Genomic DNA, 16,945 nt, shown 5'->3' on the forward strand with positions numbered 1-16,945 from the left:
TGAAAACGGGCGAGCATCGCCGTCACCGGCACTACCCTCGCCCCATGGGCCCCGGTTTCTACGACCGACACTTCCTGCCGCACCTGGTCAACGTGACCTGCGGCTCGTCGCTCACGATGCCGCTGCGTAACCGCGTCTGCGTCGGGCTGCACGGCCACGTCGTCGAGTTGGGGTTCGGGTCCGGACACAACGTCGGCGCCTACCCGGACGCGGTCACCGAGGTCTCCGCCGTGGAGCCCTCCGACGCGGCGTGGCGCCTGGGCGCCGATCGGATCGCATCCAGCTCGGCCCCCGTCATCCGCGCCGGTCTCGACGGACAATCACTTCCCTTCGCCGACAACACCTTCGACGCCGCGTTGTCGACGTTCACGATGTGCACCATCCCGGATCTGCCTGCTGCAATCGCGGAATTGCGTCGCGTCCTCAAAGCCGGTGCGCCCGTGCGGTTCCTGGAACACGGCCGCGCCCCCGACGAATCGGTGCGGCGCTGGCAGCACCGCCTCGAACCGATGCAGCGCCGCATCGCCGGTGGCTGCCACCTCACCCGCGACATCCCCGCGGCCATCGCCGACGCCGGCTTCGAGATCACCGACCTCGACCGGTTCTATCAGCCCGGCACCCCGAAGTTCTTCGGCGCCCTGAGCCTCGGCGGCGCCCGCGCGACCTGACCGGCACCGGCGACGACCCCATCGTCCCCCGACCGCTGGTTCCCGGCGCGCACGATGTTGTTCGTCGCCCCATTCGCGGCGCGGCGGGCGGCGAGACGTCGCACCCGGCCTGCCCCTATGTGATCTGTCCGACGCGACGATTACGCTCGACCCCATGAGTGGGCAGACTTCGCCGGACGCCGGCACACCCGAACCCTCCACACCTCCCACCGCGACCGACAAGCCCGCCGACCGCGAATTCGACATCGTCGTCTTCGGCGCCACCGGATTCGTCGGCCGGCTGACCGCGCGCCACCTCGCCGAATTCGCCCCGGCAGGCACCCGGATCGCGCTGGCCGGACGCACCGAGACCAAACTCGCCGAGGTCCGCCGCGGACTCCCGGCCGCCGCGTCGAGCTGGCCGCTGATCGTCGCCGACGCGTCGTCGCCGAGTTCGCTGGACGCCATGGTCGCCCGCACCCGCGTGGTGTGTACGACGGTCGGTCCGTATCTGCGCTACGGCGAGGCACTGGTCGTCGCGGCCGCCACCGCGGGCACCGACTACGTCGACCTCACCGGCGAGGTGCCCTTCGTCCACTACTCCATCGACAAGGCGCACGAGACGGCGCAGGCGACCGGCGCGCGCATCGTCCATTCGTGCGGATTCGATTCCATCCCATCAGATCTGGGCACGTACCTGCTGTACCGCAAGGTGACCGACGACGACGCGGGCACCCTGACCGACACCACCATGGTGCTCCGGTCGATGCGCGGCGGCGTCTCCGGCGGCACCATCGACTCGATGCGGGTGATCGCCGAGGAGGCCAAGGATCCGCAGACTCGGCGGTTGCTGCTGAATCCGCAAGCGCTGTCCGGGGATCCAGGCGACACCCCGAAGGTGAACATGTCCTCGGAGCCCAGTGACATCGCGGTGGTCCGCGCCCGCAACGTCGACCCATCGCTGACGGGAACACTCGCCCCGTTCTTCATGTCGTCGTACAACACGCGCGTGGTGCGACGCTCGAATGTGCTGCTGGACAACGCCTATGGCCCCGACTTCCACTACGCGGAGACGATGAACGTCGGCGGTATCCCGATCCTGTCGGCGCTGCTCGCCGGCGGGGTCAGCGTGGGCACCGGCGCATTCCTGGGCGCCATGAGCTTCGGTCCGACGCGCCGCCTCCTCGATCGCGTTCTGCCCAAGCCGGGCAGCGGACCCGGCGAGAAGTCCATGCAGAAGGGCTATTTCGTCAGCGAGACCTACACCCGCACCAGCACCGGCCGCCGGTACCGTTCACAGATGAAGCTGTCCGGCGATCCCGGGTACCGGGCCACCGCGGTGATGCTCGGCGAGAGCGCCCTGACCCTGGCCCTCGAGGGCCCCGAGCTCCCGGCACGCAGCGGGGTGCTGACCCCGGCCGCCGCCATGGGCGACGCCCTCGTCGAGCGGCTGCGCGTCGCCGGCGCCGCCTTCGACGTCCGCGAACTCACCTGACCTCGGCCTCGGGGACGAAAATCCCTACGGCTGACCGGGTTTGAGCGCGATGAACAGGGAATCCAGGTCGGCGCACAGACGGTCACCGTCGTGCAGGGTGCCTTTGACGAAAGCCTTTCGGCCATCCAGCTTCTCGACCCACGTGTGCATGCGGAGCGGCGTGCGCAGCGGGGTCAGCGAGCGGTAGCTGACGGTGAGGTAGGCGGTGCGGGTGATGCCCGCGACGGCCAGCGCCGATGCCATGCCGCCGAGGTCGTCGAAGGCCACCGCGACGTGCCCGCCATGGGCGGCGTCGTTGCCACCGAGGTGGAACGGGCGGAAGGTGACCGACGCGACGACGCCGTCGGGGCCGCCCTCGCTGATCTCATAGGGCGGCAGGGTGATGTTGCCGCGGGCGGGCAGATCGATGCGGGTGCCGGCCGGCGAGCGCCACTCGTCGATCTGCACGTCGGCGAGCCGCTTGTTGAGCGCCCGCACCTGATCGATCAGCTCGTCCGTGAGCTCGGGCGTCGGGCACGCGTAGCGCGCCAGGTCCATCAGCTGCCGGATCTGTTCGCTGAACTCGCCGTACCGCGGACCCCCACGTTCGGTGCTGATGTCCATCTGGGCGCGGAAGCCGCCTTCATGGGGCGAATCGTCGCCGGCCGGGGACGCCCAGTCCGGATTGCTCGCAGAAGTCATGCATCACACCGTATCGGCGCAGATGGCACCGCAGGCACCCGACGCCCGGCTCAGTCGGAGCTGCGCCGGGTCCGGTCGACGGCGGGTACCGGCTCCCGCGGCGCCTCACGACGGTCCCGCTGCCGGATGATCGCGCCGATGAGCAGGGCGAGAACCACCGACAGCGCCACCCACACGGCGACGACGATCAGCACGATCTCCCACACGGCCACCTTGCCAATATGCCAACAGTCGGCGACGGTTGGCCACTCATCCGGGCCGCAGCGGAGCAATTCTCAGGAAGTGCGCGGCTTCCCGGCCCCACCGGGGGCCATCCGGCCGCCGACCACTCCGACCACCGACCACACCCCGCACCGGCCCCACCGGGCGATAATCTGATGCCCATGAGCACCGACCCCGAAAGCGCCGCGTCACACCCCTTCGATCCCACCCAGTGGACGCCCGTCGACGCGGTGGGCGAGCTCACCGACATCACCTATCACCGGCACGTCGGGACGACCCGCGCCGACGGCATCGTGCGCATCGCCTTCGACCGGCCCGAGGTCCGCAACGCCTTCCGGCCGCACACCGTCGACGAGCTCTACCGCGCCCTCGACCACGCCCGCCGCACCCCCGACGTCGGCACCGTCCTGCTCACCGGCAACGGGCCGAGCCCCAAGGACGGCGGCTGGGCGTTCTGCAGCGGCGGCGACCAGCGCATCCGCGGGCGCTCCGGCTACCAGTACGCCACCAGCCACGACGCCGACGTCGCCGCGGCCGGCGCCCAAGGGGTCGACGCGGCCCGCGTGCAGGCCGAGGGCGGCCGGCTGCACATCCTCGAGGTGCAGCGCCTCATCCGCACCATGCCCAAGGTCGTCATCGCCGTCGTCAACGGCTGGGCGGCCGGCGGCGGGCACTCCCTGCACGTGGTCTGCGACCTCACGCTCGCCTCCCGTGAGCACGCCCGCTTCAAGCAGACCGACGCCGACGTCGGCTCCTTCGACGCCGGCTACGGCAGCGCCTACCTCGCCAAGCAGGTCGGCCAGAAGTTCGCCCGCGAGATCTTCTTCCTCGGCGAGGCCTACGACGCCGAGACGATGCACCGGATGGGCGCGGTCAACCGCGTCGCCGACCACGCCGACCTCGAGCGCACCGCCATCGAGTGGGCGCGCACCATCAACGGCAAGTCCCCCACCGCGCAGCGCATGCTGAAGTTCGCGTTCAACCTCACCGACGACGGACTGACGGGCCAGCAGGTCTTCGCCGGCGAGGCCACCCGGCTGGCGTACATGACCGACGAGGCGGTGGAGGGCCGGGATGCGTTCTTGGAGAAGCGTTCTCCGCAGTGGGACGCGTTCCCCTACTACTACTGATTCCCGCGGACCTCACGGCATGCCCGAGTACCGGCCACGGTCCTGGCGCCGGGTGGTGATCGGCGTCCTCGTGGTGGTGCTGGCCGCGGTCGCCGCGTTCTACGGCCTCGGCTACCAGCTCTTCTACCGCGATCACTCCGATTCGCTGCGCCACGCCGACGCCATCGTCGTCCTCGGCGGCGAGCACGACGGCCGCGAGGACTACGGGCTGCACCTGGCCCGCGCGGGCCTGGCCTCCACGTTGGTCATCTCCGATCCCTACCGCGACGAGGCCGGCCCACGCACCGACGCCGACCTGATGCGGCGCGTATGTGCGGCCGGCACCCCCGCCATCGAGGTGATCTGCTTTACGCCCGACCCGTCGACGACCCGCGGCGAGGCCATGGAGGTGCAGCGGCTCGCCCGCGCCCGCCACTGGCACACGGTGATCGTCATCAGCTGGCGCTATCACATGGCGCGGGCCCGCTACATCTTCGGCCAATGCTTCGACGGGGACGTCGTCATGGCTGCGGTGCCGCGGACATATCCGTCCTCGCCCGGGTACTGGACCCATCAGTTCGCCTACCAATTCGGCGGCCTCGGCAAGGCGGTGATCCTCGGCTGCGACCGGTGAGATGAGAAACGCGCATTCGGCTGCCGATTCGGCCATGGTCTCGCCGCGACCGAGCGTGGTATCTTTTTCCGGAAATAGGACTCGCCGGTGATTTCGCATTTCTGGTGAATGAGTCCGCCCGCGACCGAATCCGCACCGTGAATCGGCCCGCGGAATCTCCAGCAGAGTTCCCAGCCATGTCGAATCGCCGAGCACGCGTACCGGTCCATAATGGGAGCATCGAGAATAAGCAGAATGGGCCACACGTGACCGAGCACGTCCCCACCGCCGAACGTGGCACCGGACGGTCGGCCGGCCGGAAATTCGACCAGCGGACGATCGGGGTGCTGGCCAGCGAGACCGGCGCCATTCCGTTGATCATCCTCGGGCTGGTCTCGCCGACCTTCGTCAAGCCCGGGCTGATGTGGGTGCTGGTGCTCATCGGGGTCTACACGCTGGTGTCGGCGGCGATCACCGTCCGCGTCAAGCGCCTGTCCGACAGCGGTTTCGCGATCCTCAGTTTCGGCGGGATGCTCGGGGTCGCCGGCTCCGCGTTGATCATCACCGACGACGGATCGGCGTTCGCGGTGCTCGTGCTGTTGGCCGCGATCCCCGCGCTGGCCGCCATGGATTCGTCTCTGCCCATCGTGCTGGGATTCATCGTCACCGCCGCGGTCCTCGTGTGTGTGGTGGTGACGGTGCGCGCGACGTCGGTGACGGCGTGGGCGGTGGGCGGCGGCGCCGCGCTGCTGGCCATCATGGTCCCGACCTACCTCGTCACCAGCCTGCGCCGCCGATTGACGGCACTGATCGACCAGCACTCGCGCCTCAGTGTGACCGACCCGCTCACCTCGGCACTCAACCGGCGCGGACTCCTCGACAGCGCGGTTCATCTGTTCCGCAGCGCCGCCGACGCCGGCCGGCTCGTCGCATCGCTGGTGGTCGATGTCGACAACTTCAAGCGGTACAACGACACTCATGGCCATTCGGCGGGCGATGCGGTTCTCGTGGAGATCACCCGATCGATCGAGACCACCGTCCCACCGGACTCCTTGGTCGCGCGCTCGGGCGGTGAGGAGTTCGCGATCCTGGCGGTCACCGACGATGCCGCGGGGCTGGGCCGGCTCGCCGACGACATCTGTGTCGCGGTCGCCACCGGCACCGACGCCACCGTCAGCGTCGGCGGCGTCTGCACGGCGATCACCGAATGCACCTCTGCCACCGAGGTCCGCACGTTGCCCGAGTTGATGGATCAGCTGTCCGCCCAGGCAGATCAGTTGCTGTACGCGGCCAAGGCGATGGGCCGGAATCGGGCCGAGACCGCAGCGGTGGCACCGTCGCACTGGCGCGCCGGACCGCACCCGTCACATACCGCACCATCGGACGGAAGCCGTTGACATCTCCCGCTTTCCGGAAGGTCATCGCCCGGCCGCAACACCCCCGGCCGCGGCACCCCCGTCTGCGGCACCCCCCGGCCGCTCACCATCACGCGATCGGAGAAGGCGCCATCATAGAGATTCTTCATCCGGTCGACGACCGGGAACGTATCGAGGCACTGCGGGCGTCACCACACCTCGATTTCGTCGACGCGTGGACGCAGGCGGCGCCCGAGATCGCGGCACTCGACCTCCTCGACCACGTCGACCCGGACACGCCCGCACCGCCGCCGATCGCCGTCACCGACGACGCGGCCGTCGAACGCCACAGCCGCTACCTCGTGTTCGGATGGCGCGCAACGCTGGTCCGGCTGCCCGACGCGGACGTCCACTACCGGCTCAAGACCGCCCGCAACCGCTTTCTGCTGACCGGCCGCGAACAGGAGGCCTGGAGTCGGGCGCTGATCGCCGTCGCCGGACTCAGCGTCGGTGCGTCGGCGCTGGCCGCGTGTGCGCTGACCGGCGCACGCCGATTCCACATCGCCGACTCCGACGAGCTCTCGCCCACCAACCTCAACCGCGTCGCCGGCTCGGTGTGCGATCTCGGGGTGAGCAAGGTCGAGCTGGCGCACCGACTCATCCTCGAGGGCGACCCGTACTCGCAGGTCACCACCTTTCCGGCGGGTTACACCCCGCAGGTGGCCGCACGTTTTCTCGGGGTGGACAGCACCGGGCCCACGGTGATCATCGAGGAGATCGACGACGTCGAGATGAAGATCGACATGCGGCGACGCGCACGCGCAGCACGCATTCCGGTACTCAGCGCGACCGACATGGGTGAGGACGTCATCCTCGACGTGGAACGCTACGACCTCGAGCCGGACTACCCGATCTTCCACGGCCGGGGCGAGGGCTTCGCCGCCGGCGATGCCGCCGACCCGGCGCAACGGCTGCAGATGGCGCTGGCCATCGTCGGCGACGAGGTGACTCCCCGAATGGCCTACTCGGCGGGGCAACTCGGCCGCAGCGTCATCTCGTGGCCGCAACTCGGTTCCACCGCTGCCGCCGCCGGAGCCATCGCCGCGACCGCGGCGCGCGGCATCGTCTGTGGCCGGCCCATCCGGTCGGGCCGCTACCGGTTCGGCGTGGAACAGACGCTCCTCGGCGCGGCCGGGCGCCACGACGGCTGGAACGAACTCGGTCCCGCCGACTTCACCTCAGCGGTCGAGGCCATGGCCCAGCGGAAACGGCCGGGGTAGACCCGAGCCCCGTCATCTGCTGCAACGCCGCCCGCTCCCACCACATCAGCTGCGTGCGGTAGCGCTCGTCGGGAAACGGTGTGGCCGAGACCCTTTCGTCGACCCGACCGCCGCCCGAGGTCCATCGGCGCAGTACGTGGTCGGCGGCGGTCGCCATCATGTGTTCCACTCCGCACATTTCCATGATCGGCAGCCCGAGCCGGGAGAGCTGCTCCGCCACCTCCTTGGCGATCGGTGAGCGTTCGTCGGTCCAGGCCGTCTTGACCTCGACGATCCCACCGTCGAGCCGCGCCTCGATCGCATTGACCAGCGCGACCTGGCCCGGCTGACCGGCCCACTCCTCGAGTGCGTGGGTCTGGGCGGCGCTCACGAGTCGTGGCTGGACGCGCAGACCGCCACACACCCGGCCGTCGGCGTCGCAGACGACGAAGAACATCAGGGTTTCCGCACCGCCGACGACCCGGTCGTAGTCGAGTGCGGCCGAACAGCCGTACCGCTGATACGCCTGTTGGGCGCCCCGCAGATACGCCCGCCACAGTGCGGGCTGCGCCGACGGCGCCGCCACCGCAATGCTGTGGTCGGGACCGGCCGGACCGCGTGCGGGATGACCGGGTACAGCGACCGGGTCCGTGAGAATTGTGTTCATCGGGAGGCTCTCGAATGAGAATCGCATATTTGCGTTTCTGAGATACGACGACGTCATCCGAGATTAGAGTGACCGCGGTCGTTCCGGCTTTTTCTACCCCCGGTTACCGGAACCCCGCGCCGAATATGTCAATGAATGCGGGACGCTCGCCGGAAATTAATCAACCGCACTATGTGAATAACTCGTCCGGCGGCAACGGTCGACCCAAAAGATATCCCTGCCCGAGATCGAAACGCAGTGCGGCGACCGCGTCGAGCTCGTCACCGGTCTCGATGCCCTCCGCGACCGTCGTGATACCCGTCGCGGCGGCCATCTCACAGATCGCCCGCACCACCGCCCGCCCGGACGCGCTACGGGGCAGCGGCGCCACCAGCGACCGATCGATCTTGAGCACCCCGATCGGCAGGTCGCGCACATACCGAAGGGCCGAGAATCCGGCACCGAGATCGTCGACGCAGATGACGCAGCCGAGCTCATGCAGTGCGAACAGCGTCCGCGCAGCCACCCCCGACGGTTCGATCACGTCGATCTCGCTCACCTCGATCCACACCCGCTCGAGGGCGACCCGGTGGCGGGCGGCGAGTGCGGCGAAATATCCGGGCAGCGTCTCGTCCCACAGTTGTTTGGCCGACAGGTTGATCGAGACGAAGACGTCGTCGCCGTGGGCACTGCTGATGCGGCCGGCCAGGTCGCGGAACACCGATGCGATGGCCGGGCGGCCCATCCGGACGATCAGCGTGGTCGCCTCGGCGACCGGCATGAACACGGCAGGCTCCACGATGCTCCCGCGCCACGACCAGCGCAGCAACGATTCCCATCCGAGCGTCGCCGAACCGTCGAGCGCCACGATGGGTTGGTAGTACATCGAGAAGTCGTCGTCGGCGGCCGTCATGAGCGCGTTGGCGACCTCGATGTCGCGCCGGGCCACCAGCCGCTGACCGGGGCTCGCGATCACCGCACTCAATCCCTCGACGAGCGCCTTCGACAGCGCCGCATCCGCCGCCGAGATGACGGCGTCGTCGTCGGGCACGTCGTCGGCGAAGTCGGCGGCCCGCACGATGCCGATCGCCAGTTCGAGGTGGTAGGTCGCGCCGTCGACGTCGACGGCCTGCGCACCGTGGCTCCACGGCCGCGACAACAGCGCCGGCACAATCGGGTCGTCGGCGTCGAGCCACACCAGCCACTCCAGATCGGAGCGGCGAATGATCTCGGCCGTCGCACCCATCCTCCTGCGCGTGGCGTCGATGAACGCCTCGGCGATGACCGCCGACCGCTCGCGCCCATAGGCCACGGCACCGCGGTGGTAGGGGTCAGCGGAAATCGCGACCGTGACGCCCCACTCGGCGCGCGTGGCGCGATCGGGTCGAGCGTCTGGGCTCGCCGGCTGGTCGGCCGTCATGGGTACACATTAGGCCCCTGGCCCGCGAGTCCGCTCGAAACCCAAGCGCACCAAGCGGATACACTTCGCCCTCGGAGTCACCGAGGCCGGGGCACCCGAGCCGGGGGCCCCGACCCCCTACCCGATGATTCCGGCCAGCCCGTCCATGGTGGCCACGCGCTCGGCGTGGGTCGGCGCAAGCGGCCCGGCGAGGATCACGGTGACCCCGGCGGCACGGAATGCCTCGACGCGTTCGGTCACCACCGAGCGCGGACCGATGAGGCTCATCGCGCGCACCAGCTCGTCGGGCACCGCGGCGGCGGCCTCGCCCTTCTTGCCGTCGAGGTAGAGGTCCTGGATCTGCTTGGCCTCGTCGGCGTATCCGTACCGCACGGCCAGGGTGTTGTAGAAGTTCTTGCCGCGGGCACCCATCCCGCCGATGTAGAGGGCGGCATGATGGCGCACCTGCCCCATCGCCGCCTCGATCAGGTCGGCGTCCTCGGAGATCAGGGCACTCGCGTTGACGACGATCCCCAGCTCACCGAGTGCCGGGTCGCGTTTGGCCTTGCCCGCGGCCAGCGGCTCACCGAAGGCGGCGTCGACGTGTTCGGGGTGGAACAGGAACGGCTGGAACTCCTCGAACAGCTCGGCCGCCAGCTCGGTGTTCTTCGGGCCGATCGCGGCCAGCAGCATCGGAATGCGGTCGCGGACCGGGTGGTTGATGATCTTGAGCGGCTTGCCGAGTCCGGTGCCGCCGTCCTCTTTGCTCAACGGAAGTGTGTAGTGCTCGCCTCGGTAGTCGGTCTTCTCCCGGCGCCAGATCATCCGGCAGATCTCGGCGTTCTCCCGCGCCCGGCCGACCGGATAATCGTATTTGACGCCGTGGAAGCCCTCGATCACCTGCGGCCCGGACGCCCCGATCCCGAGGATGAACCGGCCACCGCTGATGTAGTCGAGTCCGGCCGCGGTCATCGCGAGATTCGACGGGGTGCGCGAGAACATCGGCAGGATGCCGGTCTGCAGTTGCATCTTCTCGGTCTTGGCGGCGATGTAGCCGAGCTGGCTGACCGCGTCGAAGCTGTACGCCTCGGGCACCGTGAGGCGGGCGACCCCGGCCTTCTCGAAGTCGGCGAGGTTGTTCATCGTCTCGCGGAAGTCACCCGCGTAGTTGATCGGCATGCCCAGCTTCATCGGCGTCATGCCGCCGGATTCTTCCACAGCGCCACACCCCCTCGATGGCCCCTACGGGCGGCGCCACCGACGGGATTCGGTGTACCCGCGGGTGCACTGAGATGAACAGTAGATGAACAAGCGAAGAGAAAGGGCAAACGCGCAGGTCATGTGTGTGATTCAGCCGATAACGGGTTCTGCGGATTTTAGGCGGATGGCCGCCCGTGGACGCATGATATTGCCATGAGCGGAGAGATGCTGATTCTTGTGCTGCTGATCATCACAGCACTGGGCTTCGACTTCACCAACGGCTTCCACGACACCGGCAACGCCATGGCGACCTCCATCGCCACCGGCGCCCTCAAACCCAAGATCGCCGTCGGACTGTCGTCCATCCTCAACCTGGTTGGTGCGTTCCTCTCCGTCGAGGTCGCGGCCACCATCACCAAGAACGTCCTCAACCTGCAGAGCAAGTCCGGTGGCCTCGTCACCGGCATCGACGCCAACAAGGCGCTGCTGATCATCTTCGCCGGCCTCGTCGGCGGTATCCTCTGGAACCTTTTCACCTGGCTGTTCGGCCTGCCGTCGAGCTCGAGCCACGCCCTGTTCGGCGGCCTCATCGGATCGGGTATCGCCGCGATGGGCACCAGCGGCATCGACTGGCACGGCGTGCTGTCGAAGATCATCCTGCCCGCCCTGGCGTCGCCGTTCATCGCATGCGCGGTGGCCGCGGTCGGCACCTGGCTGGTCTTCCGCATCACCGCGAAAGTCCTTGTCTCCCGGCAGGAGAGCGGCTTCCGCTCCGGTCAGATCGTCACCGCCTCGCTGGTCTCCCTCGCGCACGGCACCGGTGACGCACAGAAGACGATGGGCGTGATCGCCCTCGCGCTGATCACCACCAACCACCTCGACGCCGCGTCGGTCAAGCACGGTCTGCCCGTCTGGGTCGTGCTGAGCTGCGCGACGGCCATCGCGCTGGGCACCTACCTGGGCGGCTGGCGCATCATCCGCACCCTCGGCAAGGGCCTGGTCGAGATCTCCTCGCCGCAGGGCATGGCGGCCGAGGCGTCGTCGGCGGCCATCATCCTGACCTCGTCGGCCGCCGGGATGGCGCTGTCGACCACGCAGGTCGCCACCGGCTCGATCCTCGGCTCGGGCGTCGGCAAGAAGGGCGCGCAGGTCCGCTGGGCGGTCGCCGGCCGCATGGTGGTCGCCTGGGTCACCACACTTCCGGCCGCCGGCCTCGTCGGCGCGATCTGCTATGGCCTCGGGCACCTGCTCGGCGACGTCGCCGGCGCCATCGTCATCTTCGTCCTGCTCCTCGCCGCGTCGAGCTTCATGTACTGGCGCGCGCAGCAGAACAAGGTCGACTCCAACAACGTCAACGCCGATTGGGACGAGTCGACCAACTCGATCGTCCCGGCCGCCACCCCGGACACCGACGAGACCACCACCCGCAAGCCCGCGGCGCTTGCCTGACGGCCGGAAAGGACTGCACACCTCATGGACATTCTCGAAGCCATCCTCAAGGTTCTCGTGGTCGGCATGATCTTCGGTGCCGGACTGCCCGCCCTCTTCGCCATCGGCATGCGGCTGCACTCCGCGGGCGCCGGTGACGCGAATGCCGACGGCACCGTCTCCGCACCCAATCCGGCGCTGCGGGCGCTGGGCTACGTGTTCTTCGCCGTGGTCGCCGCGGCGATCGTGGTCGGCCTGCTGTGGGTGACCCGCCAGACGTTGTTGTACTACTTCGATTGGCAGATCTTCCCCGACTCGGCCTACCACTGATCCCCCGAAGGCGTTTGGTCCACACCCTGAAAGGCGATCATGTCCTCCTCACTGTTCGACTCGGCCGTCAACTGGATTCGTAAGGGCTACCCCGACGGCGTCCCCGCCACCGACTTCCCGCCGTTGCTGGCACTGCTCATGCGGTCGCTGACCGAAGAGGAGGTCACGAGCGTGGCGCTGGTCCTGGCCAAGGAGTACGACGCCGACGCCCCGGTCACCCCCGAACGCATCAAGCAGGCGATCCTGCTGGTCACCGAGCAGCAGCCGACGGACGAGGAGATCAATCAGGTCTCCGGTCGTCTGGCCGCCGTCGGATGGCCGCTGGCGAGTTCCCCGGCGCCCGCCTGACAACGCTGCGCTCACGCGCCCGAAGAACCCGGACGACCTGCACACCGCAGGCGCCCGGGTTCTTCTTCGAAGATCTCCTCACCAGTCAGGCCCACCCCGCCCACCTACAATCGTCACCAGGGGTGGACCTGCCCCGCACGGAAGGTGGTACCAGGTGTCCGATCGGCCACTGGTCGCAAGGATCATTGCGTGGTTACGCGCCGGCTATCCGCAGGGTGTGCCGGAACACGACTATGTGCCGCTCCTGGCCATCCTGCGACGTCAGCTGTCCGAGGAGGAGGTCGGGCACGTCTCCGGCGAGCTGATCAACGAGGCCGCACCGCCACCGGAACCCATCTCCAAGATCGATGCCGGCGTCAAGATCACCCAGGTCACCCAGGAGCTCCCCCATGAGGCCGACGTCGCCCGCGTCCAGAAGTTCCTGGCCGAGCACGGCTTTCCCTTCGACGACTCCCCGCTGCCGCCCCATCCGGCTGCGCCCGGTGACGATCCCGAGGAGCAGCCCTGACCACGCTGCGACCGCTGCCCCTGCCGTCCGGACCGGCGGTCCTCGAGCGCCTCGACAGCCTGCGCGCCATCCTCGACGGTTCGGCGGCCTACGCGCCGGTCCCCGACGACCCGCGGCAGGCCGGAGTGCTGCACGACGCTTTCGCCGTCGACACTGCCATCGACGCCGACGTGTCGCTGATCATCGCCACCTCCGGCAGCACCGGCACCCCCAAGGGTTCGCAGCACACGCCCGATACGTTGGCCGCGTCGGCTCGCGCCACCGCCAAACACCTCGGCGGCGAAGGCAATTGGCTCCTCGCGCTGCCGCCCCACCACATCGCCGGGCTGCAGGTGCTGTTGCGTTCCCTCGCCGCCGGGTTCACCCCCGCCGTCCTCGACCTGTCCGCGGGCTTCGACCCCGACGCCTTCGCCGATGCCCTCGACGCCCTCGACAGCCCGCGCCGCTACACATCGCTCGTGCCGACCCAGCTCGTCAAGGTCCTCGACTCGCCGCGCGCCACCGCCGCCCTCACCCGCATCGACGCGCTGCTCGTCGGCGGCGCCGCCACCCCGGAACCCTTGCTGCGCCGGGCAATTGACGCGAGCATCCCGATCGTCCGCACCTACGGCTCCAGTGAGACCGCCGGCGGTTGCGTCTACGACGGCATCCCCCTCGACGGCGTGACCATCACCCTCGCCGACCCGACGCCCGACGGGGTGGGCCGCGTCGAGCTTTCCGGACCGATGATCGCCCACGGTTACCGCCTGCTCCCCGACCACCCGGCCTTCGCACGTCCGGGCACCTTCCGTACCGATGACCTCGGCCGCGTCGACGACGGCGTGCTGCACATCATCGGCCGCGCCGACGAGGCCATCACCACCGGCGGGCTCACCATCGTCCCGCAGGTCGTCGAGGCCGTCATCGCCGACGACCCGGCCGTCACCGAATGCGCCGTCATCGGCCTGCCCGACGACCGCCTCGGTGAAAAGGTGGTCGCCGTCGTCGTCGCCGCTTCGGGTTCGGTTGACGCCCAGCGCATCCGCGGCCTCGTCGCCGACCGCCTCGACCGTTACGCCGCCCCCCGCGAGGTGATCGTCGTCGGCGCCCTCCCCCTCCGCGGCCCCGGCAAGATCGACCGCCGCGCCCTCCGCGACCGCTTCGGCTCGTCGAACCGGTAGCGCCGTCGTCGAATCGGTACGACATCCCAAGCGGTTTCCGAGAGAGATGTCGTACCGATTCACGCGGCAGCCTGCCTGAGGGCATGCCGCACCTGCGCGAGGACGTAGTCGGGGCGGTCGACGATGTCGGCCCACGTGAAGTTGAGGACGATCCAGCCGGCCGCGACGAGGTCGTTACGCCGTTTCCGGTCGTACTGAAAGCTGTTGGCGTCACGGTGAAAGGCCATCCCGTCGATCTCGACGGCCACCTTGGACGCGGGGAAACCGAAGTCCACTTCGTATCCGACCACCGGCAGGTTGGCCTCCCACCCGGTCAGTCCGTCGGCGTTGAACAGTGCGACCACCTCACGCTCGGCCGCCGACCGTGCGCCCGAACTGATGCCGGCGACCAACTTCGCCATCGTCGGTGCGTCGGTGCATCCGCGACGACGATCAAGTGCCGCCAGGACTTCGACGGCCCGCACCTTCCGTAGCTGCAGCGCCCGGTCGATCAGGGTCGTCGACGACTCGACCCCTCCTTCGAGCGCCGACAACGCCGGTGCGGTCACCCGCAAACCATCCTTGACCACGATGTCCACGTCATCGAGCGTCCGGCACTTCACCTTGACGCCCGGCACCTGATGCCGTCGCGCGCCGCGCGGAACGGTCACCGGGATCATCTTGGGCAACGTCGGCCCGATACCGTGCCACCATGCGGCGGCCGCCCCGGACAGCACGGCCGACTGGCCAGACTCCAACACCATGAGGCGGACCTTCGTCCGTGCCGTGAATGGGTGGTCGGCAAGCCGATATACGTTGTGCGCGTGCCGAATCCACAATCCGTTACGGACCCGGCGCGTGACCGCCGAGCCGGTGATGCCACATTCGCGCGCCTGCGCCGCCGTGAACACCCCGTCGTGCCTGAATGCGAGGCTGCGCAACTTCGGTGGAGTCTGCATGCACAGTTGGACGTCGACGGCCGCGCAACGGTTCCGTTGTCGGCCCGGTCAGACGTTCTCCCGCGAATCGGTACGACATGCCAAGCGATTTCCGAGAGAGATGTCTACCGATCCGTCGATGACGCGGTGGAGTCGGCGGGTTCGGCTGTCGGGACCTCGGATGTGGTGGTGGGCTCGGTGGTGGGTTCGGTGGTGGTGGTGGGTTCCGTCGTCGTGGTCGGTGCGGTGGTGGTCGGTTCCGTCGTGGTCGGCTCGGTGGTGGTGGGCTCGGTCGTCGTGGCCGGTTCCGTGGTGGTCGGCGTCGCGGTCACTGCCTCGGTGGTGCCCGTCGACGTAGTCGACGCGCTTGAGGTGGTCGACGTGCTCGACGTGGACGGGGTCGTCGGGGTGGACGGGGTCGTCGACGCAGTGCTCGACGACGACACCTCCTTCTCCTTCTTCCGCTTCTCGGCCGCATCCCTGAGTGCCTGGTCGATCTCGGCGGCGTCGGAGTCTTGGTCGGACGCCCAGGAGAACCAGTTGTGTCCGCCGTTGGAGTACTTGAATTCGACGGGCAGACCCATGCCCTGGGTGGCCACGTTGAGGAAGGCCGTCGACGCGAGGGCGCCGGCTTCCAGGCCGATGCCGGTCACTTCGACGATCACCGCACCGGGAATCAAGACGGCCTGCTCCAGAATCGGCCGGTCCTTGATCGCCTTCCACGCCAAGTCGAGTTCACCCTGGGACGGCAGACCGTTACCGGTCGAGATGATGATCTTCTGCCCGCTGCCCTTCGCCTCGACGATGCGGGTGAGCACGTCGTTCTCCGCCCATTTGTTGCCCGGAGTCAGCGGCAGCCCCCACATCGCCGAGATGCCGTTGTTGATGTCGGCGCGCGCGATCTGGATGGCCGGGATGAGCACCCAGCCCAGCAGGTTGTTGGTCTCGTAGAAGCCCGAATACGACCGGATGACGGAGAACACGCCGGGATGGTTGAGTCCGATGATGATCGCCGGACCACCCGACATCGACACGCCGACGATCGCGTTGTCCTCCTGGCCAACGGCGAAGTTGGTGTCCAGATATGCCGGCAGCTCCTCGCCGATGAACGTATCCCATTGCGGCGCAGAGTTTTGCCCAGTGGGCGACCCGTTCCAGTTGGTGTCCCACTCGCCCTTGCCGCCGACCGGCATCACCAGGTTGTCGCTTTGGCTGTACGCGGCAACCGCCCCCGACGCCGGCAACGCCCAGCTGTTGTACTCGTCATTCGAGCCCAGACCGTCGAGGAAGTACACCCCCTGCTCGGTCTCGCCCTCCTGCTGGTCCGACGCCCGGATCTGCACCGTGACGTTGCGGTTCATCGACTTCGAATAGACCTGGCAGGTCTGGATGTGCTGCTTCTCCTCATCTGCGTTGCGCCAGATGCAATAGCCGCCACCCTCGATGGCATTGCCATCAGCATCGACAGTGGGACTGTTGTCGGCACGCAACCGCTCCGGGTCGACGGCATGCGCCTGCCCGGCCACGCCGACGATCGTCCCGGCCGCACACGCCGCTACGACGACGGCGGTCGCCACTTTTCGGCGCACGCCGAATCCGCTATGAACACGCATGAGAAAGCCCTCCCC

General features: G+C 68.6%; 18 protein-coding genes and 1 pseudogene. 11 read left to right on the forward strand and 8 right to left on the reverse strand.

Annotated elements, in window-relative coordinates:
• Positions 1 to 44: 44 nt before the first annotated feature.
• Positions 45 to 668 (forward strand): class I SAM-dependent methyltransferase, encoded by a 624-nt coding sequence (locus tag ACLQ3C_RS10295; protein WP_425704959.1) that lies wholly within the window; start codon positions 45 to 47, stop codon positions 666 to 668.
• A gap of 154 nt (positions 669 to 822) precedes the next feature.
• Positions 823 to 2,142, forward strand: a complete 1,320-nt coding sequence (locus ACLQ3C_RS10300) for a saccharopine dehydrogenase family protein (protein ID WP_425704960.1) — start codon at positions 823 to 825, stop codon at positions 2,140 to 2,142.
• 24 nt (positions 2,143 to 2,166) lie between these two features.
• On the opposite strand, the gene ACLQ3C_RS10305 is transcribed toward ACLQ3C_RS10300, so the two are convergent.
• Both ACLQ3C_RS10305 and ACLQ3C_RS10310 read right to left on the reverse strand, forming a co-directional pair.
• A complete protein-coding gene (locus tag ACLQ3C_RS10305; RefSeq protein ID WP_425704961.1) occupies positions 2,167 to 2,823 on the reverse strand; it encodes a PaaI family thioesterase in 657 nt (218 codons plus the stop codon).
• A 50-nt stretch (positions 2,824 to 2,873) separates the two neighbouring features.
• Entirely contained in the window at positions 2,874 to 3,035 is a 162-nt protein-coding gene (locus ACLQ3C_RS10310) for a hypothetical protein (protein ID WP_425704962.1), read from the reverse strand.
• A gap of 171 nt (positions 3,036 to 3,206) precedes the next feature.
• On the opposite strand from ACLQ3C_RS10310, the gene ACLQ3C_RS10315 reads away from it, so the two are divergent.
• The 4 genes from ACLQ3C_RS10315 (at position 3,207) to ACLQ3C_RS10330 (ending at position 7,402) form a co-directional block, all read left to right on the forward strand.
• Complete coding sequence (locus ACLQ3C_RS10315) at positions 3,207 to 4,175, forward strand: 1,4-dihydroxy-2-naphthoyl-CoA synthase (protein ID WP_425704963.1); 969 nt, start codon at positions 3,207 to 3,209, stop codon at positions 4,173 to 4,175.
• A gap of 19 nt (positions 4,176 to 4,194) precedes the next feature.
• Positions 4,195 to 4,788 carry a YdcF family protein gene (locus ACLQ3C_RS10320; protein ID WP_425704964.1) on the forward strand — a complete coding sequence of 198 codons (594 nt, stop codon included), beginning with the start codon at positions 4,195 to 4,197 and terminating at the stop codon, positions 4,786 to 4,788.
• 245 nt (positions 4,789 to 5,033) lie between these two features.
• A complete protein-coding gene (locus ACLQ3C_RS10325; protein ID WP_425704965.1) occupies positions 5,034 to 6,164 on the forward strand; it encodes a GGDEF domain-containing protein in 1,131 nt (376 codons plus the stop codon).
• Positions 6,165 to 6,274: 110 nt separating this feature from the next.
• On the forward strand, positions 6,275 to 7,402 hold the full coding sequence (locus ACLQ3C_RS10330) for a ThiF family adenylyltransferase (protein ID WP_425705003.1): 1,128 nt from the start codon (positions 6,275 to 6,277) through the stop codon (positions 7,400 to 7,402).
• Here the strand turns inward: ACLQ3C_RS10330 and ACLQ3C_RS10335 are convergent.
• The 3 genes from ACLQ3C_RS10335 to ACLQ3C_RS10345 all read right to left on the reverse strand — a co-directional run bounded on the left by ACLQ3C_RS10335 (position 7,356) and on the right by ACLQ3C_RS10345 (position 10,626).
• Complete coding sequence (locus ACLQ3C_RS10335) at positions 7,356 to 8,048, reverse strand: hypothetical protein (RefSeq protein WP_425704966.1); 693 nt, start codon at positions 8,046 to 8,048, stop codon at positions 7,356 to 7,358. The two genes, ACLQ3C_RS10330 and ACLQ3C_RS10335, sit on opposite strands and share 47 nt — an antisense overlap.
• 169 nt (positions 8,049 to 8,217) lie before the next feature.
• On the reverse strand, positions 8,218 to 9,447 hold the full coding sequence (locus ACLQ3C_RS10340) for an EAL domain-containing protein (RefSeq protein ID WP_425704967.1): 1,230 nt from the start codon (positions 9,445 to 9,447) through the stop codon (positions 8,218 to 8,220).
• A gap of 117 nt (positions 9,448 to 9,564) precedes the next feature.
• Positions 9,565 to 10,626 (reverse strand): LLM class F420-dependent oxidoreductase, encoded by a 1,062-nt coding sequence (locus ACLQ3C_RS10345; protein ID WP_425704968.1) that lies wholly within the window; start codon positions 10,624 to 10,626, stop codon positions 9,565 to 9,567.
• A 213-nt stretch (positions 10,627 to 10,839) separates the two neighbouring features.
• Here ACLQ3C_RS10345 and ACLQ3C_RS10350 point away from each other — a divergent pair, with 213 nt between their 5' ends.
• From ACLQ3C_RS10350 to menE, 5 genes are all read left to right on the forward strand, one after another.
• Complete coding sequence (locus ACLQ3C_RS10350; protein WP_425704969.1) at positions 10,840 to 12,075, forward strand: anion permease; 1,236 nt, start codon at positions 10,840 to 10,842, stop codon at positions 12,073 to 12,075.
• A gap of 24 nt (positions 12,076 to 12,099) precedes the next feature.
• Positions 12,100 to 12,384 (forward strand): hypothetical protein, encoded by a 285-nt coding sequence (locus ACLQ3C_RS10355; RefSeq protein WP_425704970.1) that lies wholly within the window; start codon positions 12,100 to 12,102, stop codon positions 12,382 to 12,384.
• Positions 12,385 to 12,423: 39 nt separating this feature from the next.
• Positions 12,424 to 12,732 (forward strand): DUF3349 domain-containing protein, encoded by a 309-nt coding sequence (locus tag ACLQ3C_RS10360; RefSeq protein ID WP_425704971.1) that lies wholly within the window; start codon positions 12,424 to 12,426, stop codon positions 12,730 to 12,732.
• 154 nt (positions 12,733 to 12,886) lie between these two features.
• Entirely contained in the window at positions 12,887 to 13,240 is a 354-nt protein-coding gene (locus tag ACLQ3C_RS10365; RefSeq protein WP_425704972.1) for a DUF3349 domain-containing protein, read from the forward strand.
• Positions 13,237 to 14,400 (forward strand): o-succinylbenzoate--CoA ligase, encoded by a 1,164-nt coding sequence (gene menE / locus ACLQ3C_RS10370; protein WP_425705004.1) that lies wholly within the window; start codon positions 13,237 to 13,239, stop codon positions 14,398 to 14,400. Before ACLQ3C_RS10365 ends, menE begins: the two co-directional genes overlap by 4 nt.
• A gap of 59 nt (positions 14,401 to 14,459) precedes the next feature.
• Here the strand turns inward: menE and ACLQ3C_RS10375 are convergent, their stop codons facing one another.
• The 3 genes and pseudogenes from ACLQ3C_RS10375 to ACLQ3C_RS10385 all read right to left on the reverse strand — a co-directional run bounded on the left by ACLQ3C_RS10375 (position 14,460) and on the right by ACLQ3C_RS10385 (position 16,930).
• Positions 14,460 to 15,143, reverse strand: coding sequence for a DUF559 domain-containing protein (locus ACLQ3C_RS10375; protein ID WP_425705005.1), 684 nt, complete (start codon positions 15,141 to 15,143; stop codon positions 14,460 to 14,462).
• A gap of 96 nt (positions 15,144 to 15,239) precedes the next feature.
• A pseudogene (locus tag ACLQ3C_RS10380) lies at positions 15,240 to 15,338 on the reverse strand (hypothetical protein); the annotation flags it as partial.
• Between the two features lie 104 nt (positions 15,339 to 15,442).
• Positions 15,443 to 16,930 (reverse strand): alpha/beta hydrolase, encoded by a 1,488-nt coding sequence (locus tag ACLQ3C_RS10385; protein ID WP_425704973.1) that lies wholly within the window; start codon positions 16,928 to 16,930, stop codon positions 15,443 to 15,445.
• Positions 16,931 to 16,945: the final 15 nt, after the last annotated feature.

Source organism: Gordonia sp. DT30 (genome assembly GCF_049844915.1).
In the GTDB taxonomy this organism is placed as follows: domain Bacteria; phylum Actinomycetota; class Actinomycetes; order Mycobacteriales; family Mycobacteriaceae; genus Gordonia.

Excerpts from the sequence above, each read along its gene's own strand:
- ACLQ3C_RS10295 (WP_425704959.1), top strand. The coding sequence starts at position 45 with ATGGGCCCCGGTTTCTACGACCGACACTTCCTGCCGCACCTGGTCAAC.
- ACLQ3C_RS10300 (WP_425704960.1), top strand. The coding sequence starts at position 823 with ATGAGTGGGCAGACTTCGCCGGACGCCGGCACACCCGAACCCTCCACA.
- ACLQ3C_RS10305 (WP_425704961.1), bottom strand. The coding sequence starts at position 2,823 with ATGACTTCTGCGAGCAATCCGGACTGGGCGTCCCCGGCCGGCGACGAT.
- ACLQ3C_RS10315 (WP_425704963.1), top strand. The coding sequence starts at position 3,207 with ATGAGCACCGACCCCGAAAGCGCCGCGTCACACCCCTTCGATCCCACC.
- ACLQ3C_RS10320 (WP_425704964.1), top strand. The coding sequence starts at position 4,195 with ATGCCCGAGTACCGGCCACGGTCCTGGCGCCGGGTGGTGATCGGCGTC.
- ACLQ3C_RS10335 (WP_425704966.1), bottom strand. The coding sequence starts at position 8,048 with ATGAACACAATTCTCACGGACCCGGTCGCTGTACCCGGTCATCCCGCA.
- ACLQ3C_RS10340 (WP_425704967.1), bottom strand. The coding sequence starts at position 9,447 with ATGACGGCCGACCAGCCGGCGAGCCCAGACGCTCGACCCGATCGCGCC.
- ACLQ3C_RS10345 (WP_425704968.1), bottom strand. The coding sequence starts at position 10,626 with ATGACGCCGATGAAGCTGGGCATGCCGATCAACTACGCGGGTGACTTC.
- ACLQ3C_RS10350 (WP_425704969.1), top strand. The coding sequence starts at position 10,840 with ATGAGCGGAGAGATGCTGATTCTTGTGCTGCTGATCATCACAGCACTG.
- ACLQ3C_RS10355 (WP_425704970.1), top strand. The coding sequence starts at position 12,100 with ATGGACATTCTCGAAGCCATCCTCAAGGTTCTCGTGGTCGGCATGATC.
- ACLQ3C_RS10360 (WP_425704971.1), top strand. The coding sequence starts at position 12,424 with ATGTCCTCCTCACTGTTCGACTCGGCCGTCAACTGGATTCGTAAGGGC.
- ACLQ3C_RS10375 (WP_425705005.1), bottom strand. The coding sequence starts at position 15,143 with ATGGTGTTGGAGTCTGGCCAGTCGGCCGTGCTGTCCGGGGCGGCCGCC.
- ACLQ3C_RS10385 (WP_425704973.1), bottom strand. The coding sequence starts at position 16,930 with ATGCGTGTTCATAGCGGATTCGGCGTGCGCCGAAAAGTGGCGACCGCC.